The sequence below is a fragment of the Streptomyces sp. PsTaAH-137 genome, from assembly GCF_003259365.1.
Taxonomy (GTDB): domain Bacteria; phylum Actinomycetota; class Actinomycetes; order Streptomycetales; family Streptomycetaceae; genus Streptomyces.
The window spans coordinates 220251-246022 of the sequence record NZ_QLLY01000009.1 but is presented as its reverse complement, the minus strand read 5'-3'; the positions used below and the strand labels follow the sequence as shown (position 1 = coordinate 246022).

Here is a 25772-nt window from a genome sequence, read left to right as displayed (position 1 = left end):
GCGCCGTCCGGAGCACATGGCTGCTCCGGGCGGCGCTCGTGTTTCTACGGACGCCCGTCGGCGGGGCGCGAGGGCTCCAGGTGGGCGAGCCACGAGGTCAGGAGGGTTTCGAGGGAGGCCGCTTCGGCGGCGGTCAGGAGATCCACCAGGCGCCGTTCGTTGTGCATGTGCTCGGTGAAGGCCCGGTCGATGAGGTCCTGTCCCGGTCCGGTGAGGGCGACGATCCGGCCCCGCTGATCGTCGGCGGAGCGCCGCCGGGTGACCAGTCCGGCCTTCTCCAGGCGGTCGATCCGCTTCGTCATCGCGCCGGTGGTGACCATGGTGTGCGCGGCCAGTTCACCGGGCGCCCGCTCGTACGGCTCGCCCGCCCGCCGCAGGGCGCACAGCACGTCGAACTCTCCTTCGCTCAGGCCGTACCGGCCGTACACGAGGCGCAGTTCCTCGCCGAGCCGGTCCGCGAGGCGGTGCAGGCGGCCGATCACCCCTTGGGGCGTGACGTCGAGCTCGGGGCGCTCGCGCCGCCACTCGTCCTGGATGCGGGCCACACGGTCCTTCGGCTGCTGGTCGTCCATGCCTCCCATATTAACTTCCCGGGAAGCTATATTAGCTTCCATGGAAGCCAATCTTCGGTGGGTGGCGCTCACCGCTGTCGCCCCGGTGGCCTGGGGCGCCAACTACTACGTGACGCGGTCCTACTTGCCCGCGGACAGTCCGCTGTACGGCGCCGCGCTGCGGGCCCTGCCCGCGGGCCTCGTCCTGCTCGCCCTGCGCAGGCAGCGGCCCCGCGGCGCGTGGTGGTGGCGCTCCGCCGTGCTGGGCCTGGTCAACGTGAGCGTGTTCTTCACCCTCGTCTACGCCGCTTCCCAGCTGCTGCCCGCGAGCGTCGCCTCGACCGTCATGGCCGCCTCGCCGCTGACCATGATGTTCCTGGCCTGGCCACTGCTGGCCGAGCGGCCGCGGGGCGCGCATCTGACCGGCGCGGTGATCGGGCTCGGCGGCGTGTGCCTGATGCTGCTCACCGGGGCGGTGGCGGCGAGCGTGCCGGGCGTGCTCGCCTCGGCGACGGCCGTGCTCGTGTCGTCCTTCGGGCATCTGCTGACGAAGCGCTGGAGCGACGGCACCGACCTGATCGCCACGACCTCCTGGCAGCTCGTCGCCGGCGGCCTGTTCCTGCTGCCGTTCGCCGCCGTCACGGAGGGCGCGCCGCCGGCGCTCTCCCCCTCCGCGCTCCTCGCCTTCGCCTTCGTGTCCCTGGTGGCCACGGCGCTGGCGTTCACCGCCTGGTTCACGGGCCTGCGCCATCTGCCCGCGGGCACCGTGGGACTGATCGGCCTCCTCAACCCCGTCACGGGCGTGCTCTGCGGCGTCCTGATCGCCGGGGAGGAGCTGACTGGCCGCCAACTGTGCGGGCTCGCACTGGTCCTGACGGGCGTGCTCCTCGGCCGTCCGGCCCGTGCGGCCCGCGCCGGACGCTCCCCCTCCGTGGCTCCGGACCCGACAGCCGTGTCTCAGGTCAGCTCGTCGGCGAGCAGATCCATCAGCAGCCCGTCCTCCCAGCGACCGGTGCGGTGATTGCGCCAGTAGGAGCGCATCACCCCTACGGGCTTGAACCCGACCTTGCCGTAGCAGCGGATCGCCACGGTGTTGGCCGCGGCGGGGTCGATGGTCAGCCGGTGATGACCCTTCTCCTCCACGAGCCACCGGGCCAGCGTGCGCACCGTGTCGGCCCCGAGCCCTTCCCCGTGGTGCTTCGCCGTCAGGAAGAGGTCGATGCCGGCCCGGCGGAACTCGGGGTCGTCCTCCTCGTCGTACTGGACGAGGCCGATGACCTCTCCCTCGCGCACGACCGCCAGCTTGCCCTCGTAGTCGTCCGGGGGCGGCCACCACGCGGCGACCTCCGGTTCCCGGACGATCCGGTCCAGGATCTCCGTGTCACCGTCGGTCACCGGGCGCAGCACGACCTTGTTCCCACGCAACTCCATGCTCCCATTCTCCACGGGGAGCCGGATCAACGGGCGCCCGCCGCACGGGAGATGAGCCCGGCCACCTCCACCGATGCCTCTGCGTAACCCTGTGGCCAGTGCCATAATCACGGAGACCTCTACGGCCTCACCGGGAGCGGCATGGTCTCCGGTGAACCGGTCCGCGATCCGATCCACGCTGGAGCCAGGCATGACGGCACATTCCTCCCCGAGCCGCATCGACACGAGCAGGCCGCATCCGGCCCGCGTCTACGACTGGCTGCTGGGCGGGAAGGACAACTACCCCGTCGATCAGGAAGTGGCCCAGAAGCTGCCGCCGCAGGCGCGGGACAACGCCATGCGGAACCGTGCCTTCATGCACCGCGCCGCCGCCTGGCTGGCCGGTACCGGCGTCGACCAGTACCTGGACATCGGTACGGGCATCCCGACCAAGCCCAACCTGCACCAGATCGTGCAGGCTATCCTGCCGTCGGCCCGCGTCGCCTACGTCGACAACGACCCGATCGTGCTGCGGCACGCCGAGGCGCTGCTGGTCAGCAGCCCGGAGGGCGCGACGGACTACATCGAGGCGGATGTCCGGCGGCCCGAGGCGATCCTCGACCACGCGCGCACCTTCCTGGACTTCAGCCGCCCGATCGCGCTGTCGATGATCGCGCTGATGCACTTCATCACCGACGAGGAGGACCCCTACAGCCTCGCGCGGACCCTCGTCGACGCACTGCCGTCGGGCAGCTACCTCGTGCTCTCCCACGGCACGACCGACGAGCACCCGCATCTCGTCAAGTCGGTGCAGTCCACGTACAAGAAGGGCGAGATTCCGCTGCGGATGCGGACCAAGGCCGAGGTGGAGCCGTTCTTCGAGGGACTGGAGATGGTGGACCCGGGTCTGGTCACGGCCACGTACTGGTACAAGGACACGCCCGCGCCCACCCCGGAGCTGAGCGGCTTCTACGTCGGCGTGGCGCGCGTCTCCTGACCAGCCGCACGGCGTTCCGGACGGCCGGGGCGCCGGGTCCGCGGCCCCGGCCTGTGCCAGCATGGGCGGCTCCCCCGCCCCCTGGCACCGGCAGAAAGAGGCCCCGATGGACGAGCGTGAACTGACCCACTTGCGCCGCTGTGTGGAACTGGCCACCGAGGCGCTGGAGGCCGGTGACGAACCCTTCGGGTCGGTGCTGGTGGACGGCGCGGGCACGGTCCGGGCGGAGGACCGCAACCGGATCACCGACGGTGACGCCACCCGGCATCCGGAGTTCGAGCTGGCCCGCTGGGCGGCCGAGAACCTCACGCCGCAGGAGCGGCAGGACGCCACCGTGTACACCTCCGGCGAGCACTGCCCGATGTGCTCGGCCGCGCACGCCTGGGTCGGTCTCGGCCGGATCGTGTACGTCGCCTCGGCGGCCCAGCTGACCGAGTGGCTGTCCGCATGGGGCCGCCCCCAGGCGCCGGTGCGCGCGCTGTCCGTGCAGGAGGTCGCGCCGTCGGTGCAGGTCGAGGGGCCGGTCGACGCGCTGGTGCCCGTCGTGCAGGCCCTGCACCGCCGTCTCGCCGACCGGGCCTGAGCCCTGGCCCGGCCTCAGGCCAGGCCGAGCTCCCGCTCCCCCAGCGCCGTGAAGTACCGCTCCACCTGGTCGGGCGTGACCTCGGCGAGCGTCGCGGGGCGCCAGTGCGGGTCGCGGTCCTTGTCGATGATCTGGGCCCGGATGCCCTCCGGAAGGTCGTGCGTGTCCAGGGCCGCGCACGACACCCGGAACTCCTGGTCGAGGGCGGCTTCCAGGGAGTCGAGTCGGGCCGCGCGGCGCAGCGACTCAAGCGTCGCCTTGACGGCCGAGGGGGACTTGGCCAGCAGTGTCTCGGCGGCTTCCTTGGCGGCGGGTTCGCCGCAGGAGAAGAGCCGGTCGACGATCTCCTCGACGGTGTCGGCCGCATAGCAGGCGTCGATCCAGGACCGCTCCCCCGCGAGCGCGCCCTCGGGGGCCGGCCGGGCGTGGCGCGCGACGGCGTCGGGCGCCGGTTCACGGGCCAGATCGGCCAGGAGGTCCGGCAGCGCGTCCGACGGGACGAAGTGGTCGGCCAGGCCGCACAGCACCGCGTCGGCGCCCTGGGCCGCCAGGCCGGTCAGGGCGAGGTGGGTGCCCAGCTCGCCCGGCGCGCGGGCCAGCAGGTACGTGCCGCCGACATCGGGGACCAGCCCGATGGAGACCTCCGGCATCGCGACCTTCGACCGTTCGGTGACGACACGGACGGCGCCGTGCGCGGACAGGCCGACGCCACCGCCCATCACGATGCCGTCCATGAGGGCGACGTACGGCTTCGGGTAGTGCGCGATACGGGAGTCGAGGCGGTACTCGGCGCGCAGGAACGCCTCCGACGCGGTGTGGTCACCGCTGCGGGCATCGGCGTGGAAGAGGCGGATGTCGGCACCGGCGCACAGCCCGCGCTCGCCCGCCCCGTCGAGCACGACGGTCCGCACGGCGGGATCGTGCTCCCAGGCGTCGAGCGCCGCGGCGAGGCCGTCGATCATGGCGGGGGTCAGGGCGTTCAGCGCCCTCGGCCGGTTGAGGGTGATGCGCGCGGCGTGTCCGTCGACGGCGGTGAGCACGGGGGCGGCGTCGGGGGTCAACACGAGTCCTTCCGGTGAAGATCACGGCTGGCCCATCTCTATCACCCGCGTCGTACGGCGGCCGGGCGCCCCCTGCCGGGACGGCTCGCCGTCACCCGGTGCCGGTGGAGCCGTCCGCGTCGAAGGTCTCCAGCAGGATGTCGACGACCTCGTCCACCTCGGCCTCGGCCAGTTCGTCGAAGGCGCCGGAGTGCCGGGCCAGCAGCACCCCGGAGACCGCCGCGACCAGGATGTCGGCGCGCAGTCCGGGGCGGTCCCGGCCCTCCCGGGTGAACCGGTCCCGCAACGGCTCCACCAGACGGTCGTGCAGGGCCGCCCGGGTGGCCTCCTGGGCCGCTTTGTCGCTCAGCGGTTCGACGGCGACCCGCAGCAGCGGCACCGGCCCGCGTCGCTGAGCGCGCCGGGCCACCTCGCGCAGGCGGGGTTCGGTGAGCAGGTCGTCCGGGCGGTCGTCGCCGTGCTCGGCCCGCAGCACCTCCACGTACAGCAGCGGTTTGCTGCCGAAGTAGCGGGCGATCAGGGACGGGTCGACGCCGGCCCGTTCGCCGATCTCGCGGATGGTCGTACGGTCGTAGCCGCGCTCGGAGAAGAGGGTGGTGGCCGCCGCGAGCAGGGCCTCCCTGCTGCGGGCGGAGTTGCGCGCCGTGCTCACGGGCGGGCCTGGGCGGACGGTGCCGGGTCGGCCGCCACGGCGGGTGCCGCCTGGACCGCCGCGACGACGGACGGGCGCGGCCGGGGGCCGCCGCGGGTGAGGGCGACGGCGATGATGCCGGTGACGGCGAACGCGGCGCAGCCGACGAGGCCCGCGGTGCGGTAGCCGTCGTTGGTCGGCAGGCTCGCGCCGGGGGCGGTGGCGGACTGGAGGATGACGGCGCTGAGCGCGCTGCCGGTCGAGTATCCGATGTACTTCACGACCTGATTGAAACTCATGGCGCTGCCCGTTTCGCTCGCGGGCACTCCGGCGACGATCAGGCCGGGGGTGACCGCGAAGGTGACGCCGACGCCCAGTCCGGCGAGCGCCATCATCGTGCCGATGCCCCACAGGCTGGAGCGGGCCAGCAGGAAGCAGACCAGGGAGCCGAGCGAGAGCAGGCAGCCGAGCGGGAGCATCCGGCCGGGCGTGGCCGCGCTGCCCAGCATCCGTACCAGGCGCCCGGTCAGGAGGCTCGCGGCGGAGAACGGCACGAGGAGCAGCCCGGTGACGACGATGGACGCGGAGAAGCCGTATCCGGCGGAGGTCGGGGTCTGGACGTAGCGGGTGACCAGGGCGATGAGGAGGTAGGTGCCGACGCCGCCGACCATCGTGGTCAGGTTGGCGACGAGGACGCCGCGGTCCTTGACGAGGCGGACCCGCACCAGGGGGTGGGTGCTGCGCAGCGAGTGGCCGATCCAGGCGGCCAGCAGGACGACGGCCGCGGCGGCCAGCGCGAGCAGCCCCGCCGAGGTCCAGCCCCAGCGCTCCCCTTCGGCGAGGGTCAGCAGCAGGGCGGCCATGCCGCCGGTGAGCAGCAGCGCGCCGGGGACGTCCATCGGGACGCTGGGGCGGTGCGGGGCGCGGGGCACGACGATCAGCGCGGCGGTCAGGGCCGCGGCGGCGGTGGCGGCCGCGAACCAGAAGCCCGCGTACATGCCGAGGTACTCGGCGAACATGCCGGTGATCGGGTAGCCGAGCCCGATGCCCGCGGCGGTGGTCAGGGAGAGCGTCGCCACGGCGGAGCGGGCCTTGGTGTCGGGCAGCGCGTCCCGGGCCGTGGCGATGGCGAGCGGGACCAGTCCCATGCCGACGCCCTGGAGGGCCCGGCCCACGAGCAGGCAGGCGAACCCGGCGGGGAGGGCCGCCAGCACGCTGCCGACGAGGACGAAGCCGAGCCCGCCGAGGATGACCCGCTTGCGGTGCGGGCCGTCACCCAGGCGTCCCATCACCGGCGTCGCCACGGCGCCGACGAGCATCGTCACCGTGAGCGCCCACTGCGCGGTGGCGACGGACACGTGGTCCTCGGCGGCGATGGTCGGGATGAGCGGGGCGCCGAGGCTGCTCACGACGGCCACGAGCATGCCGAGCGAGACGAGGACGGGCACCAGGGCCCGCGGGTGGCGGAGCGCGGGAGCCGCCGTGTCGGGGGTGGACACGGACGCCGGTATGGAGGGCTGCAAGGAGGGCTTCCCATTCTTGTCATCAAGCGATGTCATTGCATGATGACATGAGGACGGCGCCGTCCTCACCGCTCGACGCCGTGATACCTGCCTCAGTGCCGTGCGCCAACGGGAACGCACCGCTTGACCGATGCCGGTACGGGGTACCAGGGGTCCATGATCACCGACACCTCCACGCCCTCCGGCGGCTACACCCGGCCGGACATCGACGTACCGGCGCTCACCCGGGTGCTCGACGGCGAGTACGCCGAGATCCGCGAGCTGGTCCGGACGAACCTCGTGAAGCACGCCTCCGTTCTCGAAGAGGCCGAGGAGCTCGACATCGAGGCGTTCCGTGAGCGGGTGCGCGAGCTCGCCGTCGCGCTGGCGGCGACGGGCCAGACGGGCATGGGCTTCCCGAAGGAGTACGGGGGCGGCGGCGACATCGGCGCGTCGATCGCCGCGTTCGAGACGCTCGCGTTCGGCGATCTGTCGCTGCTGGTGAAGGTGGGCGTGCAGTTCGGTCTGTTCGGGGGTGCGATCCTGCACCTCGGCACCGAGCGCCACCATCGGGCCTATTTGCCGAAGCTGATCACCGGCGAACTGCTGGGCTGCTTCGCGATGACCGAGACCGGGCACGGCTCGAACGTCCAGGCGCTCGGCACGGTGGCGACGTACGACGCGGACAGCCGGGAGTTCGTCATCACCACGCGGGGCGAGGCGGCCCGCAAGGACTACATCGGCAACGCCGCCCGCCACGCGGAACTGGCCGTCGTCTTCGCCCAGCTCGAAGTGGGCGACAAAGCCAAGGGCGTGCACGCCTTCGTCGTGCCGGTCCGGGTCGACGGCGCACCGGCGCCGGGCGTCCGGATCGAGGACGACGGCCGCAAGATGGGGCTCAACGGCGTCGACAACGGGCGGATCTCCTTCGACGGGGTGCGGGTGCCGCGGGAGGCGCTGCTCAACCGGTTCGCCGACGTCACGCCCGAGGGCGTCTACGAGAGCCCCATCGAGAACCCGGGCCGCCGCTTCTTCACCATGCTCGGCACGCTCGTGCAGGGCCGGGTCAGCGTCGGCGGCGGCGCGATCAACGCGGCGAAGGTGGCCCTGGCGATCGCCACGAAGTACGCCGTGCGCCGCCGCCAGTTCGACGCGGCCCCGGACACCGAGGAGCAGTTGCTGCTCGACTACGGGATGCACCAGCGCCGCCTGCTGCCGCTCGTCGCCCGTACCTATGCCCTGCACTTCGCCCAGGACGTGGTCCGCACCCAGCTCCACGAGGTCTTCTCCGGGCGGACGGACGACGAGCAGGCGCGGCGCGAGCTGGAGTCGCGGGCGGCGGGCACGAAGGCGCTCGGCACCTGGCACGCCACGCGCACCATCCAGGAGTGCCGCGAGGCGTGCGGCGGCGCGGGATATCTCGCCGTCAACCGGTTCGCCGCCCTCAAGGCCGACAGCGACGTCTTCACCACGTTCGAGGGTGACAACCACGTCCTCCTGCAACTCGTGGCCAAGGGGCTCCTCACCAACTACGCGCACGAGTTCGAGGACATGGACCAGCTCGGCATGGTGCGGTTCGTGACCGGGCAGGCCGTCGAGACGGTCATCGAGAAGACCTCGGTGCACAAGCTCCTGGAGCGGGTCCGCGATCTGCTGCCCGGCGGTGACGAGTGGGACCAGGAGGCCGGGCTGCTCGACTCGGAGTACCAGCTCGCCATGGTCCGCTTCCGCGAGGAGCACATGCTGGCCGGTCTGGCCCGTCGCCTCAAGCGCGGGATGGACCAGGAGCGCGAGCCGGGTGTCGTCTTCTCCCATGTGCAGGACCACGTCATCGCGGTGGCGCGCGTCCACGTCGAGCGGCTGGTCCTGGAGGCGTTCGTCGAGCGGGTGCGGACACTGCCCGACGACGACAACAAGGTCGCGCTCGGGCTGCTGTGCGACCTGTTCGCGCTGTCCACGATCGAGGCCGACCGCGCCTGGTTCATGGAGCACGGCCGGCTCACGATCCAGCGTTCCAAGGCGATCAGCCGTGAGATCAACGGCCTGTGCCGCAAGGTCAGGCCGCTCGCCGTCGATCTCGTCGACGCCTGGGGCATCCCGAAGGAGATGCTGCGCTCGCCCGACCTGGTGGGCTGAGCCCGGTCGTACCGGCTCAGACCAGTCCGGTCACCGTCACCGTGACGTGGGCCCGGACGGCCTGGTCCGGGAGCGCCGCCGCGAGGTGCTCCTCGGCCGCGCGGCGGGCGGCGCGGGCGACGTCCACGGTGCGGGCCCGCCCGCGCGCGACGAGCTGGATCTCGACGCGCCACGGCCCGGTGCCGTCGGCGGGCCCGGTCAGCCGTACCCCTGCCGACGACGGAGCCGGGTCCGCGGGCGCCGAGCGGGACAGCGCGGTGCGCAGCCGGCCGGCGAGGTCGGGCTTGAGAAAAGCGACGTCGGGCAGGTCCGCCACGGCCCGGGCGATGCCCTCGGAGAGGGTGCCGGGCAGGGTGTGCTGGGTCATCGCCTGCCGCCTTCCTGATCGTCGGTGCTGTGGGTGAGGTCGGTGATACGGATGTCCACCGACGCGATCTCCATGCCGAGGCGCCGGTCCGCCGTGTCCCGTACCCGGACACGGACGTCCTCCGCGAGGTCCGGGAGGTTGGCGTCGGCTGGAGCGTGGATCTCCAGGCGCACCTCGACACGGTCGGCGGCCGCGCCGTCGGCGGGCCGCAGCCGGCAGGAGCCGGCCTGGACGCCGGGCACCGTCTCGGCCGCCTCCCGCAGGGTCCGGGCGGCCACCGCCTCCATGACCCACAGGTCCTCGTCCGGTTCGCCGAGCGGCAGCGGGCGACCGGGACGCAGTTCGAGGCGGACCACGTCCATGACGCGCCGGGTCAGCGTCGACGCGTCGTATCCGGCTTCCACGGGCTCCTCGCGCAACTCCCGGACGGCCGTCTCCAGCCGGTCGAGGTCGCCCACGGCCTCCCGGCAATGGGGGCAGGTGCGCAGGTGGGGATCGTCGGACTGCTCCTCCCACAACTCCCAGACCCGGGACAGCGGCCGGCCGCAGTCGAGCCGCTCGTCGTCCGCCAGGTCGTCCTGCGGGTTGGGCGGTTCTGTGTGAGCGGTCATCGCCAGGCCCCCATCGCTTGTGTCAGACAGCGTCGTGCACGGAAGACGCGGGCGCGGACAGCCTCCTGGCTGATACCGACCGCGTCCGCGATGAATTCGTAGGACCGGCCGTCCAGTTCGCGCAACACCCAGCAGGCGCGCTGTTCGGCCGACAGCTGGTCGAGGGCCTGGCTCAGTTCCCGTACCGCGTCCCGGCCCTCGGCGATCCGGGCCGGTGACACCGCGTGCTCGGGCGCGGCCACCTCCCCCGCCGACTCCAGAGGAGCGGCGGGGCGGCGGCCGCGCAGGATGTTCAGGCAGCGGTTGGTGACGATGCGGTACGTCCAGGTCCCGAAGGACGCCTGCCCCTGGAACTCGGGCAGCCGCCGCCAGGCGCTGATGAGGGCGTCCTGCACGGCGTCCTCGGCCTCCGTGCGGGTGCCGAGCAGCCGGGTGGCGAGCCGGATCAGCGCCGGTGCGTGGCGTTGCACGAGGTCCGCGAAGGCGTCCTCGTCCCCTTCGGCGGCACGGGCCACCAACAGGGTGTCGTCCCTCGCGCCCCTGCCGTCCGGCGGTGCGGTGTCGATGCGGGCCCCCGCCACTGGGCGGCTCCTCTCGTTTCGTCCTGCTGGTTGGACACACCCGGGCGGCGTTCTGTTACGCGGCATTTTCGGGCAGGCCGACGCCGGTCGCCGGTTCCGTCCGGCGCGGCGGAGAAAGATTCTTCGTTCCACCGCGTCACAGATGCGGCACAGGCGGGTCTATCGGAACGAGCGCAACCGAACAGCCAGTGATCCGCGACAGGAAGAGGGCCACATCATGACCACCAGCACGCAGAGCGCGCCGGCAGCCAAGGACGTCCCGGCGGTGCGCACGGGGCCGTCGGTGCGGACGACGGCGGTCTCCGGTGGTGCCACCGGAGCCGACCAGCCCGCCGCGGACCGCGGCAGGACCTCCATCGCGGATGTCGTCGTGGTGAAGGTGGCGGGCATCGCGGCGCGCGAGATCCCCGGTGTGCACGACATGGGCGGGGGCCTGTCGCGCACCATCGGCGCGGTGCGCGACCGGGTGCCGGGCGGCCGTCCGAACGTCGGCCGCGGGGTGAAGGTCGAGGTCGGCGAGCGGCAGACCGCCATCGACCTGGACCTCGTCGTGGAGTACGGCGTCCCGATCACGGACGTGGCGCGCGATGTGCGCGAGAACGTCATCTCCGCGGTGGAGCGCGTCACCGGCCTGGAGGTCGTCGAGGTGAACGTGACGATCAACGACGTCCACCTGCCCGAGGACGACGCCGAGGCCCCGGTCGCGGACTCCCGCGTGGAGTGACCGGTCCGCGGTGCACAGCAGTCGGCGGATCGGTGCCCGGCGCGTGAGAGCGCCGGGCGAGAGGGGACGGAAGTGCAGTTGAGCAGGGCGTTCATCGGGATGGCCGTCGGCATGGCACTGGCCTTCGCGGGATATTTCGGAGGCTTCGGGGCGTTCCTGCTCGTGGCCGCCCTCGGCGGTCTCGGGGCCGCGGCGGGCCACTGGGCCGACGGCGGCGGCCGCCTCCAGGACCTGCGTGACGCCTATGAGCGGAGCCGTCGATGACCGCGGCCGCCGGGCGGGGCACGACCGTCGTGTCCGAGCGGGCGGTACGCAAGATCGCCGAGCGGGCCGCCGTCGAGGCGGCGCCGACGGGCATCCGTCCCGCCAAGGACACGGCGAGGGGAACGGCGACGGTACGCGGACGGCGCGCGGACGTGGCGCTGGAGGTCGCCCTCCCCTGCCAGGCGTCCCTGTCCGACACGGTCCGCCGGTTGCAGTCCCATGTCTCGGACCGCACACGGGAGTTGACGGGCCTGCACGTCGACGCCCCGCGCGTGGGGGTCACCGCCCTGCTCCCCGCGCGGCCCGGGTGGAGCGCCCCGGTGTCCGACACGCCGGTGCCCGCCGGCCGGATGCCGCTGCGGTGGTGGTCGCCGCGCAGGCTGCCGGCGGGCTTGCTCACGCTGGTCCTCACCGTGCTCTGCGGCGCCCTCGCGCTCGACCTCGTCCTGGTGCACCTCGCGCACCGTCCCGCCGCGCCGTGGCGCACCGAGTCCGTGCACTGGCTGACGGGGCACGGCTCCGCCGATCCGGCCGTGCGCGTGGTGGCCGGTCTGCTCGCCGTGCTCGGCCTCGGCATGGTCGTCCTGGCGCTCGCCCCGGGCCGTCGGGGGCTGCTCACCGTCTCCTCGTCCGATCCTCGGGTGCGGGCGGCCGTGGACCGGGCGGCGGTCGCGCTCCTGGTGCGCGACGCGGTGGGCGACGTGCCGGGCATCGGGCCGGTGCGGGTCCGGGTGGGGCGTCGGCGTGCCACGGTCCGGGCCCGGCTCGCCTTCGGCCCGCGGGACACGGCGCGGGACGGGGTGCGGGAGGCGGCGCGCGGTGTGCTGGACTCCTGTGCCCTGCGGCGCCCCTTGAAACTCCGGGTCCGGGTCCGGCCGGACGACTCCTGGGAGCCCGCGGACCGCACAACGAAGGAGACGTCAGCCGATGCCTCGTAGCCGTACGATCCTCAACCGGCTCGCCCTCGCCGTGCTCGGCGCGGTGCTGCTCGCGGCGGCCGCCCGGCTGTCGGCGGGCGGGGCGGCATGGGCCCCCGATCTGCCGGGACGATGGAGCATCCCCGGTCCGCACGCCCCGCTCGTGCCGGCCGGCCGGCTCACCACGCTGCGCGAGCAGGGCTGGTGGACGCCGACCGTCATGACGGTGTCGATCGTGGCGACGCTGCTGCTCGCCTCCGTGTGCGTACGCCATCTGCGCAGCGGATTCCGCCGCCTCGTGCCGCTGTCCGCGCCGCGCAGCGGCCTGCGGGCCCGGGCGCTGGAGGACGCCCTCGTGCGCGGGGCGACGTCCGTCGACGGGGTCGCGGGCTGCCGGGCACACACCCGGGTGCGGCGGCAGCGGTTGGATGTCGTTCTGCGGGTACGACTTCGGGAGGACACCTCTCCGCACACCGTGCTGCCTGCCCTGACCGGGCTCGCGCACGACACGGAGGGCGTGCTCAGCCCGTACCGTCTCCGGATGCACATCCGGTTCACCAGCCGCTCTCACCGAAGGCCTCATGTCCGCTGAACCCCACGCCCCCGCTGCCCGTCCCCGCTCGTTCACCGCGAGATGGCGGGCCGCCCGCGTTCCCCCGGAGTGGCGCGTCGCCCTGCGCCGCACTCCCCTGTCGATGTGGCGCGACGACGTGTCGGACTACGCGGCCGCCCTCACCTATTACGCGATCCTCGCCGTGCTGCCCTCGCTGCTGGTCACCGCCATCGGGTTCAGCCTGATCAGTCCGGGCACGGCGGAGGCCTTCGTCGCCCATGTGACCGCCTACGCTCCGGCGGAGTCGGGCACGCAGCTCCACGACGTGCTGTCCCGGACGCTCAAGGGCGGCACGGCCGCGTGGACCCTGCTGATCGCCGGTCTGGTGAGCGGGCTGTGGTCCGCGTCCAGCTACCTCGCGGTGTTCCGCCGCGCCCTGCACCGTATGCACCGGGTGGCGGACAGCCGTTCGCCCTGGCACAAGGCCCACCGCATCCTGATCACCGCTCTGGCGCTGCTCGGCCTGCTGGTGCTGAGCTCCCTCGTGCTGCTGCTGACCGGGCCCGTCGCCGAGGGGCTCGGCCGCACGCTCGGGTTCGGCACCGAGGTCTCCTGGGCCTGGAGTCTGCTGCGCTGGCCGGTGCTGCTCGGGGTGGTCGCCCTGCTGGTCGTCATCGTCTTCCACACCGGCCCGGTGGCGGCGCGGGTGCGCGCCCACAGCATCCCCGGCGGCATTCTGGCCTCGGCCCTGTGGCTCGTCGTCTCCGCCGGGTTCGCCCTCTACGCGTCCGCGCTGAGCACGTACAGCAGGCTCTACGGCTCCCTCGCCGGTGCCGTGGTCTTCCTGATCTGGCTGTGGCTGTCCAATCTGGCGCTGCTCGCCGGTGCGCAGTTCACGGCCGAGCTCACCCTGGAGGAGCGGCAGAGCGCCGACTGACCCGCGCAGGGCCGGGGCGCGCTGGGCAAGCTGCATGCGAACTGCCTGTTGCCGCGCGCCCCCATCGGGTGGGATGGGAACCACGACGAGAGGGCTCCCCGTGTGCGGTCGGGAGTTCTCGGTGTCCTGGAACAGGGAGCGCCCATGAACACCCGGATCGACACCTTGTCCGCAGCGGGGCCGGAGTGCGGCCGCCGTACCCTGCGGCCCGTCGGCGCGGCGGACCACGACCCGGCGGAGCCCGCCCGGCTCGTCGGCCGCGACGCGCATCTGGCGCTGCTGCGGACGTTCGTGCGGGACGCGTCGTCCGCCGGGGCGGCCCGCGTGATCCGGGGTGCGGCGGGGTCGGGCAAGTCCGAGCTGCTGGAGGCGGGCGTCGCGCTGGGGACGGCCGCGGGGATGTCCGTGCTGCGCTGCGCGGGTGTGCGCGGCGGCACCCCGTCGGATCTGTCGGGTCTGCTGCGGATGCTCTGGCCCCTGCTCGGTGACGCGCGTCTGCCGTCGGACAGCGGGCACCTGGCGGCCCTGGAGGCGCTGCTGGTCGACGGTGTGCCCGCTCGGCGGGACCGGGACCGGCTGCCGTTCACCGTGCTCAAGGTGCTGGAGTCGGTCAGCGCCGTGCGGCCGCTGCTGATCGCGGTCGACGACTGGGACGCGCTGGACTCCCCCAGCGCCGACGTGCTCACGTTCGTCGCCCGCCGCGCCGCCGGGCATCCCCTGGGGCTGCTGATGACAACCCGTGCCCATCCCACGAGCTCCCCGCCTCCGGCAGGGCTCCCGGTGCTGTCCCTGGGGCCCATGACCCCGGCCGAGTCCGCCGCGCTGCTGGCGGCGCGGCGCCCCGGGCACGATCCGCAGGCCGTACGGGACCTGCTGGCGCGGGCGGCCGGGAATCCCCTGGCGCTCCTCGAACTTCCCGCCCGCTCCGACGACTCCGTTCCCCATCTGCCCGCGTCCTCCGACCGGCTGGCGGCCGCGCTGGCTCCCGGGGCGGCAACACTTCCGTCGGCGACGCGCGATCTGCTCCTGGTGGCGGCGCTGCATCCGGCGGCGGACATCCCGCTGCTGCTGTCGGCGACCTCCCGGATGCGCGGCGGCGACGCGCTCAGCCTGTCCGTGGTGGAGCCCGCCGAGCGCCAGGGACTCGTCGTCTTCGACGGGATGCGCTTGGAGTTCGGCCATCCCGCGGTGGCCGGCGCCGTCGCGCACGGCACCGGCCGCCGGCACTGCCGTCGCGCGCACGCGGCGCTCGCCGCGGAACTCACCCGGGATTCCGTGCGGCAACTCTGGCATCTGTCCCAGTCCGTGACGGGCCACGACCCACGACTCGCCGCCCGTCTGGAGGACGTCCACCGCTCGGCCCTGCGACAGAACGAACCGGCCATGGCGCTGCGCCTGCTGCGCCGGGCGGCCGCTCTGTACAGCGCGCCGGACGACCAGGGGCGCTGCCTGCTGCGGGCCGCCCAGCTCGCCCGGGGCGCCGGGTGGGCACGCACCTCCCGGTCGCTGGCGCGCCACGCGCTCGACCGGCCCCTCGGACCGCTCGGCTCCCTGTACGCCGAGACCCTGACGCGGCTCGACGGCGGCGGCCCGACGGCCGACCCGGCCGGCTGGCCCAGACCGGTGGGTGCGACCGAGACGGACAGCGCGCTGGAGCTCGCCCACCTCGTCGCACCGCTGCTCACCGACGACCGGGAACGCGCGGACGCGCTCCTCGCCTACCTCGACGCGCTGCCGTCGGACGTGGCCCGCGATCCGCGTCTGCTGCACGCCATGGCCAGCGCGGCGCCGGTCCGCCGCGCCGCCACGGTCCTCGCACGGCTGGCCTCCAGGGGCCCTGACATCGTTGCCATCCGCGATCTCGAACGGCTGGGAGAGGCGGCGCTGCGGGCCGGAGCGCCGCTCGAAGCGCTGGATCTGCACCGGCAGGCGGAGCGGCTGTGTCTGTTCCACGACGTGCCCGACCGGCTGCCCGCCGCCGTGCTCTGGCAAGGGCTCGCACACCTGGTGACGGGTGACTGGGGGCAGGCCGAGACCGCGTTCCGCCGGTCGCGCGAGGAGGCGGAGCGGCGAGCGCTGAGCGACGACAGGGCCGCGGCGGAGATCCTCGAACGCCTGACGCGCGCGCTGCGGACGGGCACGCTGCCGGAGCCGGTCGACGCCGGTGCCCTCGCCTCGGGGCGGGGGCCGGTGAGCGCGCTGGACGAGATCGTCGCCGTCGGCACCGGATGGGCGCAGGTCGAGAGCGGCGACGTGGCGGCCGGTCACGCCACTCTCACGCGTCTCCTGGCCGATCCCGCACGCTGCACCCCGGCGCTGTTCGCCCTCGTGGTGTTCGCGGAGGCGGCGGTCGCGGTGAACGCGGCCGGGACGGCACGCGCCCGTCTGCTGTCCCTGGAACGGGACCTGGGCCCGGAGCGGGCCCCGCTCGTCGCGGTCGAACTCGCCGTGGCGCAGGCGATCCTGGCGGACGACGGACATGCGGCGGAGCTGTACGAACGGGCCTTCCGCATGGACCTGGCGCACCGGCCGTTCCTGGAGGCGTCGCTGCGGCTGGCGCACGGGCGATGGCTGCGGCGGCAGCACGAGTTCACCGATTCCCGTGTGACGCTGCGTCAGGCGGCGGCCACGTTCGCCATGATGGGCGCCGAGGCCCGGGTCACGCGCATCACCGAGGAGCTACGGGCTTCGGGGCAGCGGACGGATGCGTCCACGGCGGGCGGCGGGCGCCCCGCTCCGGCGGCCGGGCTGCTCAGCGCGCAGGAGCTGCGGATCGCCCGGCTCGCGGCGCGGGGCCTGTCCAACCGGCAGATCGGCGAGGAGCTGGGCCTCTCCCCGCGCACGATCGGCGCCTACCTGTACCGGATCTTCCCCCGGCTCGGGGTGACCGTGCGGGCCCAGCTGTCGGGCGTGCTGAGGTCGTCCGACGAGCGCGCCGGGGCGTGAGTCGGCAGCGGCCCACGGCCGGGGTGTCGCGGCCGGTCCTGGACGCCTGATCCTCGTACGGACGTCTCTGTACGAGGATCAGCGCAGGTCCGTTCGCTGTGCGAGCTGGGCGCGGGAGTTGACGCCCAGCTTGGGGAAGATCTGGTAGAGGTGTGAGGCCACCGTGCGGGCCGACAGGTGGAGTTGCTCCCCGATGGCGCGGTTGGTCAGGCCGTCGGCGGCCAGGCGGGCGATCGTGAGCTGTTGCGGGGAGAGTGCCGCGGCCGGGCTGTCCTGGTCGGGCGCGCTGTCGGTGCGGCCCGCGGCGCGCAGTTCCGAGGCGGCGAGGTCGGCCCGGGAGGTGGCGCCGAGCGACCGGAAGAGGGACTCGGCGGCGGTGAGGGGCGCGCGGGATTCGACGACGCGGCGACGGCGCCTGAGCCACACGCCGTGGCTCAGGCGGGTCATGGCGTGCAGGAGGGGCCATCGGTCGATGTCGCCGTCGAGGGCCGCACGGTAGCGGGCTTCCGCCTCCTCGTCCGGCGCGAGGGCCGCGTCGGCGTAGGCGAGGATCTGCCGGAGCAGGGGTGCCCGCCCGCCGCTGGTGCGGTCGGCGATCTCCTTGACGACGGTTCTGGCGTCCTCGGCCTCGCCTGCGGGCAGGGCGGCTTCGACGAAGAAGGCCAGGCCCCAGAACTGCTGGAACGAGTACGGCGTGGTCAGTTGGGTGAACGAGGACCGCAGTTGGGTGTAGGCGTCGGCGTAGCGTCCGGATCCGGAGGCGGTCAGTACGCGGGTGAGGGTGGCGAGGTTGAGGTGCTGGCCCTGGCCGAGGTGTCGGGAGGCCCCCTCGATGGCGGCCGCGCGTTCCAGCGCCTTGTCGTGGTGGCCCTGGAGCGCTTCGATGAGGCCGAGGGCGCCGGTGGCGCGGGCCCCGTAGTTGTCGAGGCGCAGCCGGGTGGCGATGGTGCGGGCCTCGTCGGCCATGGTGTGCGCGGTCTTCCACTGGGTGCCTCGCCAGATCTCGCCGAGGGCTCGTGCGCCGAGTATGTGCGGGAGTCGTCCGTGGCGTCCGGTGGCCCGGGCAGCCCGTTCGGCGGCTTCGAGGAGTTGACCGGCGCGTTCGAGGTCGCCGGTGAGGTGGGCGACCTGGCCGAGGATGAGCTGTTCGTCGGGGGTGGGCGGTTCCGCGACGCGCAGGGGTGTGTGGCTGATCGAGAGCGGGTCGGTGAGGGCGAGGGCGGCGAGTTCGCGCGGCTGCCAGGGTGAGGTGCGCAGTTCCTTCAAGGTGGCGACGACCATCTCGCGTTCGGGAGCGGCGGCCTGTTCCCACCAGCAGCGGCCCGCGGCCGCGTGCAGGAGTTTCCGGGCGAGTGCCGGATGTCCGGCGGCGACCGAGCGGGCGGCGGCGCAGAGTTGGCCGATCCGTTCGGCGCCCACCGGGGGGTTGCCGGGCAGGAGGTCGTGGAGCCACAGGAGCATGGCCCGGCCGAGGTCGCCGAGTTCGGCGGGGTCGATGCCGCGGGCGTACTGCCGGGCCTGGTCGCCGAGGCCGTAGTGGCAGGCCAGTTCGGCGGCGCGCAGCAGTCGGCCCGCCCGGCGCTCGGGGTCCGGGGAGAGCCGCGCGGCGGTCTCCAGCGCGGCGAGCGCGACCAGCAGGCTGGTGTCCGGCCGGGGTCCCGCGGCCAATGCCTCTACGCGCCGGGCGAGTTCCTCGTCGGTGCCGGTCGCGCACTGGGCCGCGTGCCAGGCGGCCCGGGTGGGATCGGTGATGCTGTGGCCGAGCGCGGCGTGCGCGGTCATGCGGCGGGTGGCGGGCACGCGGTGGAGGGCGGCGATGCGGAGCAGGGGCTGCGTGAACCGGAGGTGGGAGTGTCCGGCAGGCGCCACCGTTTCTGCGGGCGCCGCGGGTGCCACCTTTTCGGCGGGTTCCGCGGGTGCCCCCGTTTCCGCGGGTTCCGCGGCGATGAGGCCACGCGCCAGCACTTCGTCGAGACCTGCTCGCGCATGCTCCGCGTCGCCCAGCAGGCGGGCGCTCGCGTCGAGGATCTCCCGGACGAGCGTGGACGTGCTCAGTGCCGCGGTGAGGAGGACGGAGTCGCCCTCGGCCGACAGTCCGCGCAGATCGTCGGCGAAGGCGTCGGCCAGGCGCGGGGTCGCGGGCAGCATGCCGAACCCGGCGGCTTCCGGCAGGCCGGTGCCGCTGAGGGACAGTTCGGTGAGGGCCAGGGCGTTGCCGCCGGCCACGGCGAGGATGAGCTCTTCCTCGGTGTGGGCTCGGGCCCGGCCCCGGCGGCGGACGAGGTCGCGGGCGTGGCGGGCGGGGAACGGCGGCAGGGCGACGGTGCGGGCGTCCGCCGGGAGGTGGTCGTCGGCGGTGCGTCCGGTGACGAGGATGCCGGCCCGGGTGTCGTGGCACAGGTGGGTCATCGCCCGGAGGGTGTCCCGGCTGGCGGGGTCGAGGCGGTCGAGGTCGTCGACGCACACGAGGACGGGCCCCGGGAGGCGAGTGATGAGCCGGAGTGCCGCGCGGGCCAGGACCGTAGGCTCCGGCTCGCCGGGTGCTTCGCCGAACGCCGAGGCCAGCGCGGCGCGTTCGGAACCCGGCAGGTCGCCGAGGTGGGGCAGCACGGGGTGGAGCAGCCCGTGCAGGGCGGCGTGCCCGAGGTCTCGCTCGGCCGGGGCCCAGGTCACGGACAGGACCGGTGTGCCGCGCTGGGCCGCGGCTCGCGCCGCGAACCGGACGAGGGCGGTCTTTCCCGAGCCCGGTTCGCCGGTGAGACGCAGCACCCGGCCGCCGTCGGGCAGGGCGTCGAGCATCGCCTCCACCAGGTCGCGCTCGCGCGTGCGGCCGATCAGTGCGCTGTCGTCGGACTGCCTGTGCGCACTCATGGCGTCCTCCCCTGCCCCGGCGCTCCCCCAGGGAGCCACAAGTGTGTCATCAGGTGTGCTGAAGAAAGTGTGGTGTGCCGCGTGCTCTCGGCCGGTGTGACACGTGGTGCTGCGACGGCTCCCCGATCCGCTGGGATCCTATCAGTCAGGTGTGCACACCTGAGGTCATGCGTCGGGCGCTCCGTCGTGGACGGCCGTCGCGTACAGCGCGCTGATACTGACGTCGGGCCCGTGCTCTAGCCGCTGGAAGACCCAGTCGACGGGGTGGCACAGGCGAGGCCCGGGCAGTTCCACGACGAGCGGGACCGGGTGATGGCCGGCGGGTGCGTGGCGCCAGGCACCGCCCGCGTGCCGGACCAGGATCTCGCCGACGTAACAGCCGAACTCGGCGAGGGACTCGGCCATCTCGTCGCAGGTCGCTCCGTCGCTGCGGAAGCTGTCGACGATGTCCTCGACGAGGTCGATACTGCCGGCGCTGTAGTCCAGCTCGGCGCCGCTGATGTCCAGGGCGGCCTCGACGACGGCGGCCGCATGCCGAGGTGCGCTGCCCGGTTCCAGCGGATACTTCAGATGCAGGTGCATGTGTGTCCTCGGACCGTTTCCGTCGATGCCCTCGGTGCCTGCCGCGGATCGCGGGCCGGGCGGGCGACTGAGCAAGTGTGCGGGCTCCACCATGCCGACCCGGAAGCCCGGAAGTACAGCCCCACCGATTACTTCACGGGTTAAATTAAGAGCCTGCACGGGAGTGTGCGCAGACATGCAGTCGATCGACTCATGCCGAGCGCCGGACTGTCTGGGACCGTTCGGTGTGCGCGTGACACCTGGACGAAGAGGACACACATGGCCCGCCCCCGCGGATTCGACACCGGCCTGGCAGTGGAGCGGGCGATGGGTCTCTTCCGCCGGCAGGGCTACCATGCCACGCCCATGCCGCAGCTGACGGCGCGCCTGCACATCGGCAGCGGCAGTCTCTACGCGGCGTTCGGCTCCAAGGAGGGGCTCTACGCGCGTGCCCTCGACCACTACTGTGCCGGACTGGTCGGGCATCTCGCGGAGCACTTACGGGCCGACGCCGACATCCGCGCCACCGTGCGGGAGTTGTTGCTCGCTCTGGCCGCGTCGGACCTCGCGGACCCGGAGCTGGGCTGTCTGCTGGTCAACGCCGCCACGGAACGCGCGGGGCACCCGGCCACGGTGGAGCGGGTGCGGGCGGCCATGACCGCCGTGGAACACCTGCTCGCCGAGGCTCTGCGGCGCGCGCGGGCGCGGGGCGAGCTGCGCGCCGCGCACGATCCGGCGGAGCTGGCCCGCTTCCTGACCACCTTCGCGCAGGGGCTGCACGTGATGGGCAACGCGCGGGCCGACCGGGACTTTCTGGAGTCGGCGGTGTCCGGGGCGCTGCGTGTCCTGGAGTGAGCCCGGGTCCGGGACCGGCACCGAAGTCGATGGGGTCACTCGGCGACACCGCCGGCCTGATCGGCCAGTTCGCTGCCGTAGGCGCGGACCAGATCGTGGAGGACGTGGTGCCCGTCGGCGTCCCGTGAGATCAGGCCGGCCGCGGTGAGCGCGCGCAGCCGGCGTCGTGCCTGCGGCAGCTCCACGGCGGCGAGTGCGGCGGCGGCCTCCATGGACACGACGGGCCCGGGGTGCAGCGCCAGGCGCCGGAAGAACCGGGCGGTCGCCTCGTCGAGTGTCCGGTACGAGCAGGCGAAGGCGGCCCGGACGTCCACGCGCTGGTCGTCGGTGGTCAGGCCGTCCAGTCGCGGCCGGGTGGCGCGCAGTTCGGCGACCGCGAGACGCAGGGGAAGCCGGGGTGTGGCGCCGAGCTGCGCGCCGATCACGGCGACGGCCAGCGGCAGTCGGCCGCACAACGCGACGAGTTCGGCGGCGGCCTCGGGTTCCGCGCGGCAGCGCCGTTCACCGATCCGCGCGGCGAGGGCGGCGCAGGCCTCGTCCGGTGTCCACACGTCCAGAGTGAGCACCGAGGCGCCTTCGACCGCGGCGAGGCCGGACAGCTGGTTGCGTGAGGTGACGAGGGTGAGTGACTCCGCGGAACCGGGCAGGAGCGGTCTGACCTGTGCGGAGTCCCGCACGTTGTCGAGTACGACGATCAGTTGCCGGGACGCGGTCCGCTCCCGGAACAGGATGCCGCGCTGCTCGGTGGTGGCGGGTATGTCGCCGTTCGGCACTCCGAGCGCGTGCAGAAAGCCGCCGAGTGCCTCGCCCGGGTCGAGGGGGCTTCCGGTGGTGTCGAAGCCGCGGCAGTCCGCGTAGAGCTGACCGTCCGGGAAGCGGTCCGCGACCTGGTGGGCCCAGTGCACGGCGAGGGTGGTCTTGCCGATGCCCGCCATGCCCGCGATCGCGGCGATGACGGTGTGCCCGCCCGGAGCCCGGACCGGTTCGGCGCACCGGTGGATCTCGGCGAGTGCCGTCGTTCTGCCACGGAACACCATGAGGTCGGGCGGCAGTTGGCGCGGGACGGCCACGGTCCGGGTCGTGCGCCGGGTGGCCGCCCGGGTCAGGCGGCGGCGCTCCTCGTCGTCCAGAGCGAGCGCGTCCATCAGTACGCTCAGGGTCGACGGGCGCGGCAGGCTCTGGCCGCGCTCCATGTCGCTGATGGCGCGGCCGCTCACACCCGATGCTTCGGCGAGGCCCTCCATCGTCATCAGCGAGCGCTGTCGCGCCGCGCGCAGCAGCCGGCCGAACATCATGTTGTCCATACCCACCTCGCGGGCCGGCGGCGCGGCGGAGCGCCCACCGGATACCTCCGCACATGTCTCCAAGTCCCGCCAACCTAGCAGTTCTGGATCGATCGTTCACCGGACCATCTCACATGCCGGCCGGAGCGAGGCACACGTGTGAACGGTTCGGAGCGTTCGACCACGAGGCTCTGTAGGGGCAGCCCCACGGTTCCCGGGCCGGGAACATCGGGGCGGCTCCATCGCCTCGGGCTCACGCCCCCACCACCATGGGACATGCCACCGAACCGGGCTGAACCGCAGGACAAGGAGCGAGCATGTCTTCCACGACGACGCTGACCGGCCGGGCCCGCGTCACGCGCACTCCCTGCCTCCTCACTCGACAGGAGCGGCAGATCGCCGAACTGGCCGCGGCCGGCCTGACGGTGGAGGAGATCGGCGCGCTGTCGGGCCTGCCCCGAAGAACCGTGAGCACGCAGCTGTACCGGATCTTCCCGAAGCTGGGTGTCACCACGCGCGCAGCGGTACGCGACGCCCTGGACGGGCTGGACGCTCACACCCGCTCACACACGTGACACACGAACACGCTCGGACATGTGCACACCTGACGCGCGTCGGCGTATATGCTCACGTCGTCGAACGAAGACCCGCTCAGTGTCCGATTGAGCCAGGAGCCGCACACCATGAGCAACTTCCCCTCCCCACCGCCCGTCCCTCAGGACCGCCGGTTCGTCCTGGGGCAGCACCTGCGGATGTCCGTCCTCACGACGGCGCAGGAGACGGACGGCCGTCACGACCTCGCGGATGTCTCCCTCCCGCCGGGTTCGGGCACGCCGCTGCACCTGCACACCGGTTACGAGGAGCGCCTGTGGATAGTCGAGGGCACGCTGACCGTATGGGCGGGCCCGGACACGTACACACTGCGTTCCGGCGACTTCTACCGGGTGCCCATGAACACCCCGCACACCATCAAGGCCGGCGAGGACGGTGCGCGGGCCTGACGGTCAGCTCGCCCGCCCGCTTCACCGAGCTGATCCGGCGCGCGGGGACGCCCGCCCACCTGGCCACTCCGGAGACGGAATGGGACATGGGGCTGTTCCAGGCGATCACCGAGGAGCTCGGGGACGTCATCCTCGGCCCGCCCGGCGCGACGCCGGGCGACCTCAAGGACCTTCCGCGCGACAGCTGACCGTACCGGCCCGCCGGTTCAGCCCTGGGTGGTGTGCTGGCGGGCCCGGTAGGCGGCGGCCTTGACGCGGTTGCCACAGGTCCGCATGGCGCACCACTCGCGCCTATGTCCCCGCGACCGGTCGAGGTAGACCTGGGTGCACTCGGGGCGGGCGCACTCGCGCAGCAGCGCTCCGTCGTCTCCCCCGAGGATCTCCACGGCCTCCCGGGCGAGGGCCGCGAGGCCCTGGGCGACCGAGCCGGTGCGGGTCGCACCGTCGGGGCCGAGCCGAAGGGTCACGGGCATCCCCGACGCCTGCAGATTCAGTTCGGCCACGGCATCCGCGGGCAGCGGCTCGTCGTGCAGCCGGGCGGCGACCAGCGAGTAGATCGACTCGCGCAGGTCGACGGCGAGGGTGAGGTCCACCTCGCTCGCACCGGGAGCCAGATCGAGCATGCCGGACTCCACGAACCAGTCGTCGAGCAGCTCGGGGGTGGCGAGCTTCTCCATCGGCAGGTCGTTGCGCCTCGCGCGCAGCGTGCCGACGAAGTCGAGGGGGAGCGTCCCACAAGGAAAGGCATGATTCACGTAACCATACTGACCAGTGACCGGCGAGAATGCAAGCCTCGCCCGTCACCGTGATCCGGCATGCCCGCACCCCGGGCGGGCGGGGGCGCCGCGAGCGTGCCGCGCAGAGGCGGCCACAGCACCGCACCACGGATCCCCGGCGACATTCATCACCGCATTGACCGGTGAGCCGCACCCGTGCAAGGATCGTAACCGCACAGAGCGGTGACGACCTTACTGGTCGTCGGCTCGACGTGTGAACCGGCCGCTCATGACATCGCTGAGCCGACCGCCCCTTCAGCACGGCGACAGGACGTGACAGACATGGCAGACCAGCGCAAGGACACCGAGAGCGGGCCGCCCGTGGGCCGGCGGGCCATGCTCGCCACGCTCGCGGCGGGGGCGGCCGGACTCGCCACCGCCCCCTATCTGCAACGCGGTTGGGAGAGCGTGCTGGGCGCCGCCTCGCAGGCCGACCCGACCGGAGTCACCGGCCTCCTGCCCAACCCCGGCGGCTTCCGCTACTACAGCATCGTGGGGTCGGTGCCACGCAAGGACGCTCACACCTACGCGCTGCGCATCGGCGGACTCGTCGACAGACCCATGACCTTCACCCTGCCGCAACTGCGCGCCATGCGGCAGACGCGCGTGGTCCACGACGTGGTGTGCACGGACGGCTGGCGCGTGGCGAACACCCCCTTCGAGGGAGTCAGGCTGGCCGATCTGCTCGACATTGCCGGGGTCCACCCCGAGGGCAGGGCCGTCCGCTTCACCTGCTTCGACGGCGCCTACAGCGAGAACCTCACCCTGGAGCAGGCGCGCCGTCCCGATGTGATGGTGGCGCTCTCGATGCAGGACAAGCCCCTCACCCACGAGCACGGCGGACCGGTCCGGCTCTACGCGGCGCCCATGTACTTCTACAAGTCCGCGAAGTGGCTGTCCGGCATCTCCGTCACCGACGAGGTCGTACCGGGGTACTGGGAGGAGCGCGGCTACGACATCGACGGCTGGCTCGACGGAGAGAACAGGCGGTCCGATGACACCGCTGCCTGACACCGGCGGCCTGGTCCGCCGCTTCACCCGGGCCGAGCGCCTCGTCCACCGCGCGACCGGCGCCCTGATGCTGCTGTGCCTGCTGACCGCGGCCTGCCTCTACCTCGGCCCGCTCGCCCAGCTCGTGGGCCGGCGCCACCTGATGGTCACGGTTCACGAGTGGTCCGGGATCCTGCTGCCCGCGCCGTTCCTGCTCGGCCTGCTGTCTCCCGCGTTCCGCGCGGACCTGCGCCGGCTGAACCGCTTCGCGCCCTACGACCGGCAGTGGCTGCGCGCGGCCCGCAGACGTCTGACCGCGCCGGCGGTGCGGCCTGCGGGCAAGTTCAACGCCGGTCAGAAGCTCTACGCCGGCTGGATCGCGGGAGCCGTGCTGCTGATGCTGTTCACCGGACTCCTGATGTGGTTCGGCGGGCTGTTTCCGGCGATCTCCCGCACCAGCGCGATCTTCGTGCACGACTGTCTCGCCTGGGGCATCACGTTCGTCCTCGTAGCGCACATGCGCAAGGCGTACGAGGATCCGGAGGCACGGCTCGGCATGCGGACCGGCTCCGTCCCGGTGCGCTGGGCTCGGGAGAAGCACTCCGAGTGGCTGCCCGACGGCGCCTCCGCACCCGGGCGACGGCCGAAGGACTGAGGGACGACC

The 25772-nt window shown here is 73.1% G+C and carries 27 protein-coding genes; 15 read left to right on the top strand and 12 right to left on the bottom strand.

Annotated elements, in window-relative coordinates:
* Positions 1-44 precede the first annotated feature (44 nt).
* Entirely contained in the window at positions 45-572 is a 528-nt protein-coding gene (locus K377_RS21595; RefSeq protein ID WP_111665089.1) for a MarR family winged helix-turn-helix transcriptional regulator, read from the bottom strand.
* A gap of 40 nt (positions 573-612) precedes the next feature.
* Here K377_RS21595 and K377_RS21590 point away from each other — a divergent pair, with 40 nt between their 5' ends.
* Positions 613-1572, top strand: coding sequence for an EamA family transporter (locus K377_RS21590; protein WP_111665088.1), 960 nt, complete (start codon positions 613-615; stop codon positions 1570-1572).
* Here K377_RS21590 and aac(6') read toward each other — a convergent pair.
* On the bottom strand, positions 1509-1982 hold the full coding sequence (gene aac(6'), locus K377_RS21585; RefSeq protein ID WP_111665087.1) for an aminoglycoside 6'-N-acetyltransferase: 474 nt from the start codon (positions 1980-1982) through the stop codon (positions 1509-1511). The genes K377_RS21590 and aac(6') overlap by 64 nt on opposite strands.
* A gap of 190 nt (positions 1983-2172) precedes the next feature.
* Here aac(6') and K377_RS21580 point away from each other — a divergent pair, with 190 nt between their 5' ends.
* Together K377_RS21580 and K377_RS21575 are read left to right on the top strand one after the other, a co-directional pair.
* Positions 2173-2958 carry an SAM-dependent methyltransferase gene (locus K377_RS21580; protein WP_111665086.1) on the top strand — a complete coding sequence of 262 codons (786 nt, stop codon included), beginning with the start codon at positions 2173-2175 and terminating at the stop codon, positions 2956-2958.
* Between the two features lie 106 nt (positions 2959-3064).
* Positions 3065-3541, top strand: coding sequence for a nucleoside deaminase (locus K377_RS21575; protein ID WP_111665085.1), 477 nt, complete (start codon positions 3065-3067; stop codon positions 3539-3541).
* A gap of 14 nt (positions 3542-3555) precedes the next feature.
* Here the strand turns inward: K377_RS21575 and K377_RS21570 are convergent, their stop codons facing one another.
* From K377_RS21570 to K377_RS21560, 3 genes are all read right to left on the bottom strand, one after another.
* Positions 3556-4602, bottom strand: coding sequence for an enoyl-CoA hydratase/isomerase family protein (locus K377_RS21570; RefSeq protein ID WP_111665084.1), 1047 nt, complete (start codon positions 4600-4602; stop codon positions 3556-3558).
* Positions 4603-4693: 91 nt separating this feature from the next.
* The gene (locus K377_RS21565; protein WP_111665083.1) at positions 4694-5254 is read right to left on the bottom strand and encodes a TetR/AcrR family transcriptional regulator; all 561 of its coding nucleotides are present in this window, start codon (positions 5252-5254) and stop codon (positions 4694-4696) included.
* Positions 5251-6732, bottom strand: a complete 1482-nt coding sequence (locus tag K377_RS21560) for an MFS transporter (protein ID WP_258395093.1) — start codon at positions 6730-6732, stop codon at positions 5251-5253. The genes K377_RS21565 and K377_RS21560 overlap by 4 nt, the downstream gene beginning before the upstream one ends.
* A gap of 180 nt (positions 6733-6912) precedes the next feature.
* Here K377_RS21560 and K377_RS21555 point away from each other — a divergent pair, with 180 nt between their 5' ends.
* Entirely contained in the window at positions 6913-8871 is a 1959-nt protein-coding gene (locus K377_RS21555; RefSeq protein ID WP_111665081.1) for an acyl-CoA dehydrogenase, read from the top strand.
* Between the two features lie 16 nt (positions 8872-8887).
* On the opposite strand, the gene K377_RS21550 is transcribed toward K377_RS21555, so the two are convergent.
* From K377_RS21550 to K377_RS21540, 3 genes are read right to left on the bottom strand one after another with little or no spacing between them, the layout of a single operon-like run.
* Entirely contained in the window at positions 8888-9238 is a 351-nt protein-coding gene (locus K377_RS21550) for a hypothetical protein (RefSeq protein ID WP_111665080.1), read from the bottom strand.
* The gene (locus K377_RS21545) at positions 9235-9849 is read right to left on the bottom strand and encodes an Asp23/Gls24 family envelope stress response protein (RefSeq protein WP_111665079.1); all 615 of its coding nucleotides are present in this window, start codon (positions 9847-9849) and stop codon (positions 9235-9237) included. The genes K377_RS21550 and K377_RS21545 overlap by 4 nt, the downstream gene beginning before the upstream one ends.
* Positions 9846-10430 (bottom strand): RNA polymerase sigma factor, encoded by a 585-nt coding sequence (locus K377_RS21540; protein ID WP_258395092.1) that lies wholly within the window; start codon positions 10428-10430, stop codon positions 9846-9848. The genes K377_RS21545 and K377_RS21540 overlap by 4 nt, the downstream gene beginning before the upstream one ends.
* A gap of 217 nt (positions 10431-10647) precedes the next feature.
* On the opposite strand from K377_RS21540, the gene K377_RS21535 reads away from it, so the two are divergent.
* The 6 genes from K377_RS21535 to K377_RS21510 all read left to right on the top strand — a co-directional run bounded on the left by K377_RS21535 (position 10648) and on the right by K377_RS21510 (position 16771).
* The gene (locus tag K377_RS21535) at positions 10648-11154 is read left to right on the top strand and encodes an Asp23/Gls24 family envelope stress response protein (RefSeq protein WP_111665077.1); all 507 of its coding nucleotides are present in this window, start codon (positions 10648-10650) and stop codon (positions 11152-11154) included.
* Positions 11155-11226: 72 nt separating this feature from the next.
* Positions 11227-11418, top strand: a complete 192-nt coding sequence (locus tag K377_RS21530) for a hypothetical protein (protein ID WP_111665076.1) — start codon at positions 11227-11229, stop codon at positions 11416-11418.
* A complete protein-coding gene (locus tag K377_RS21525; RefSeq protein WP_111665075.1) occupies positions 11415-12356 on the top strand; it encodes a DUF6286 domain-containing protein in 942 nt (313 codons plus the stop codon). Before K377_RS21530 ends, K377_RS21525 begins: the two co-directional genes overlap by 4 nt.
* On the top strand, positions 12346-12927 hold the full coding sequence (locus K377_RS21520; RefSeq protein ID WP_111665074.1) for a hypothetical protein: 582 nt from the start codon (positions 12346-12348) through the stop codon (positions 12925-12927). The genes K377_RS21525 and K377_RS21520 overlap by 11 nt, the downstream gene beginning before the upstream one ends.
* Positions 12917-13825 carry a YihY/virulence factor BrkB family protein gene (locus K377_RS21515; RefSeq protein ID WP_111665073.1) on the top strand — a complete coding sequence of 303 codons (909 nt, stop codon included), beginning with the start codon at positions 12917-12919 and terminating at the stop codon, positions 13823-13825. Before K377_RS21520 ends, K377_RS21515 begins: the two co-directional genes overlap by 11 nt.
* Before the next feature lie 144 nt (positions 13826-13969).
* Positions 13970-16771: a LuxR C-terminal-related transcriptional regulator gene (locus K377_RS21510; RefSeq protein WP_111665072.1), complete on the top strand. Its 2802-nt coding sequence runs from the start codon at positions 13970-13972 to the stop codon at positions 16769-16771.
* A 78-nt stretch (positions 16772-16849) separates the two neighbouring features.
* Here the strand turns inward: K377_RS21510 and K377_RS21505 are convergent, their stop codons facing one another.
* Positions 16850-19642, bottom strand: coding sequence for a LuxR family transcriptional regulator (locus K377_RS21505; RefSeq protein WP_111665071.1), 2793 nt, complete (start codon positions 19640-19642; stop codon positions 16850-16852).
* 165 nt (positions 19643-19807) lie between these two features.
* Positions 19808-20224 carry a hypothetical protein gene (locus K377_RS21500; protein ID WP_111665070.1) on the bottom strand — a complete coding sequence of 139 codons (417 nt, stop codon included), beginning with the start codon at positions 20222-20224 and terminating at the stop codon, positions 19808-19810.
* Between the two features lie 258 nt (positions 20225-20482).
* Between K377_RS21500 and K377_RS21495 the strand changes: the two genes are divergently transcribed.
* Positions 20483-21058, top strand: a complete 576-nt coding sequence (locus K377_RS21495; RefSeq protein ID WP_111665069.1) for a TetR/AcrR family transcriptional regulator — start codon at positions 20483-20485, stop codon at positions 21056-21058.
* A 35-nt stretch (positions 21059-21093) separates the two neighbouring features.
* On the opposite strand, the gene K377_RS21490 is transcribed toward K377_RS21495, so the two are convergent.
* Complete coding sequence (locus K377_RS21490; RefSeq protein WP_111665068.1) at positions 21094-22362, bottom strand: helix-turn-helix domain-containing protein; 1269 nt, start codon at positions 22360-22362, stop codon at positions 21094-21096.
* 296 nt (positions 22363-22658) lie between these two features.
* Between K377_RS21490 and K377_RS21485 the strand changes: the two genes are divergently transcribed.
* Both K377_RS21485 and K377_RS42340 read left to right on the top strand, forming a co-directional pair.
* Complete coding sequence (locus K377_RS21485) at positions 22659-22916, top strand: helix-turn-helix transcriptional regulator (RefSeq protein ID WP_111665067.1); 258 nt, start codon at positions 22659-22661, stop codon at positions 22914-22916.
* 108 nt (positions 22917-23024) lie between these two features.
* A complete protein-coding gene (locus tag K377_RS42340) occupies positions 23025-23342 on the top strand; it encodes a cupin domain-containing protein (protein WP_237551366.1) in 318 nt (105 codons plus the stop codon).
* A 206-nt stretch (positions 23343-23548) separates the two neighbouring features.
* Here the strand turns inward: K377_RS42340 and K377_RS21475 are convergent, their stop codons facing one another.
* On the bottom strand, positions 23549-24097 hold the full coding sequence (locus K377_RS21475; protein ID WP_111665066.1) for an ABATE domain-containing protein: 549 nt from the start codon (positions 24095-24097) through the stop codon (positions 23549-23551).
* 303 nt (positions 24098-24400) lie between these two features.
* On the opposite strand from K377_RS21475, the gene K377_RS21470 reads away from it, so the two are divergent.
* Positions 24401-25129 carry a molybdopterin-dependent oxidoreductase gene (locus K377_RS21470; RefSeq protein WP_237551365.1) on the top strand — a complete coding sequence of 243 codons (729 nt, stop codon included), beginning with the start codon at positions 24401-24403 and terminating at the stop codon, positions 25127-25129.
* On the top strand, positions 25113-25763 hold the full coding sequence (locus K377_RS21465) for a cytochrome b/b6 domain-containing protein (RefSeq protein ID WP_111665065.1): 651 nt from the start codon (positions 25113-25115) through the stop codon (positions 25761-25763). Before K377_RS21470 ends, K377_RS21465 begins: the two co-directional genes overlap by 17 nt.
* Positions 25764-25772: the final 9 nt, after the last annotated feature.

What these genes read in the sequence shown, in the direction of transcription:
- K377_RS21535 (WP_111665077.1), top strand. Translation starts at nt 10,648, where the DNA reads ATGACCACCAGCACGCAGAGCGCGCCGGCAGCCAAGGACGTCCCGGCG.
- K377_RS21465 (WP_111665065.1), top strand. Translation starts at nt 25,113, where the DNA reads ATGACACCGCTGCCTGACACCGGCGGCCTGGTCCGCCGCTTCACCCGG.
- K377_RS21590 (WP_111665088.1), top strand. Translation starts at nt 613, where the DNA reads ATGGAAGCCAATCTTCGGTGGGTGGCGCTCACCGCTGTCGCCCCGGTG.
- K377_RS21490 (WP_111665068.1), bottom strand. Translation starts at nt 22,362, where the DNA reads ATGGACAACATGATGTTCGGCCGGCTGCTGCGCGCGGCGCGACAGCGC.
- K377_RS21545 (WP_111665079.1), bottom strand. Translation starts at nt 9,849, where the DNA reads ATGACCGCTCACACAGAACCGCCCAACCCGCAGGACGACCTGGCGGAC.
- K377_RS21520 (WP_111665074.1), top strand. Translation starts at nt 12,346, where the DNA reads ATGCCTCGTAGCCGTACGATCCTCAACCGGCTCGCCCTCGCCGTGCTC.
- K377_RS21595 (WP_111665089.1), bottom strand. Translation starts at nt 572, where the DNA reads ATGGACGACCAGCAGCCGAAGGACCGTGTGGCCCGCATCCAGGACGAG.
- K377_RS21485 (WP_111665067.1), top strand. Translation starts at nt 22,659, where the DNA reads ATGTCTTCCACGACGACGCTGACCGGCCGGGCCCGCGTCACGCGCACT.
- K377_RS21495 (WP_111665069.1), top strand. Translation starts at nt 20,483, where the DNA reads ATGGCCCGCCCCCGCGGATTCGACACCGGCCTGGCAGTGGAGCGGGCG.
- K377_RS21470 (WP_237551365.1), top strand. Translation starts at nt 24,401, where the DNA reads ATGGCAGACCAGCGCAAGGACACCGAGAGCGGGCCGCCCGTGGGCCGG.
- K377_RS21575 (WP_111665085.1), top strand. Translation starts at nt 3,065, where the DNA reads ATGGACGAGCGTGAACTGACCCACTTGCGCCGCTGTGTGGAACTGGCC.
- K377_RS21580 (WP_111665086.1), top strand. Translation starts at nt 2,173, where the DNA reads ATGACGGCACATTCCTCCCCGAGCCGCATCGACACGAGCAGGCCGCAT.
- K377_RS21505 (WP_111665071.1), bottom strand. Translation starts at nt 19,642, where the DNA reads ATGAGTGCGCACAGGCAGTCCGACGACAGCGCACTGATCGGCCGCACG.
- K377_RS21500 (WP_111665070.1), bottom strand. Translation starts at nt 20,224, where the DNA reads ATGCACCTGCATCTGAAGTATCCGCTGGAACCGGGCAGCGCACCTCGG.
- K377_RS42340 (WP_237551366.1), top strand. Translation starts at nt 23,025, where the DNA reads ATGAGCAACTTCCCCTCCCCACCGCCCGTCCCTCAGGACCGCCGGTTC.
- K377_RS21525 (WP_111665075.1), top strand. Translation starts at nt 11,415, where the DNA reads ATGACCGCGGCCGCCGGGCGGGGCACGACCGTCGTGTCCGAGCGGGCG.
- K377_RS21555 (WP_111665081.1), top strand. Translation starts at nt 6,913, where the DNA reads ATGATCACCGACACCTCCACGCCCTCCGGCGGCTACACCCGGCCGGAC.
- K377_RS21550 (WP_111665080.1), bottom strand. Translation starts at nt 9,238, where the DNA reads ATGACCCAGCACACCCTGCCCGGCACCCTCTCCGAGGGCATCGCCCGG.
- K377_RS21515 (WP_111665073.1), top strand. Translation starts at nt 12,917, where the DNA reads ATGTCCGCTGAACCCCACGCCCCCGCTGCCCGTCCCCGCTCGTTCACC.
- K377_RS21510 (WP_111665072.1), top strand. Translation starts at nt 13,970, where the DNA reads ATGAACACCCGGATCGACACCTTGTCCGCAGCGGGGCCGGAGTGCGGC.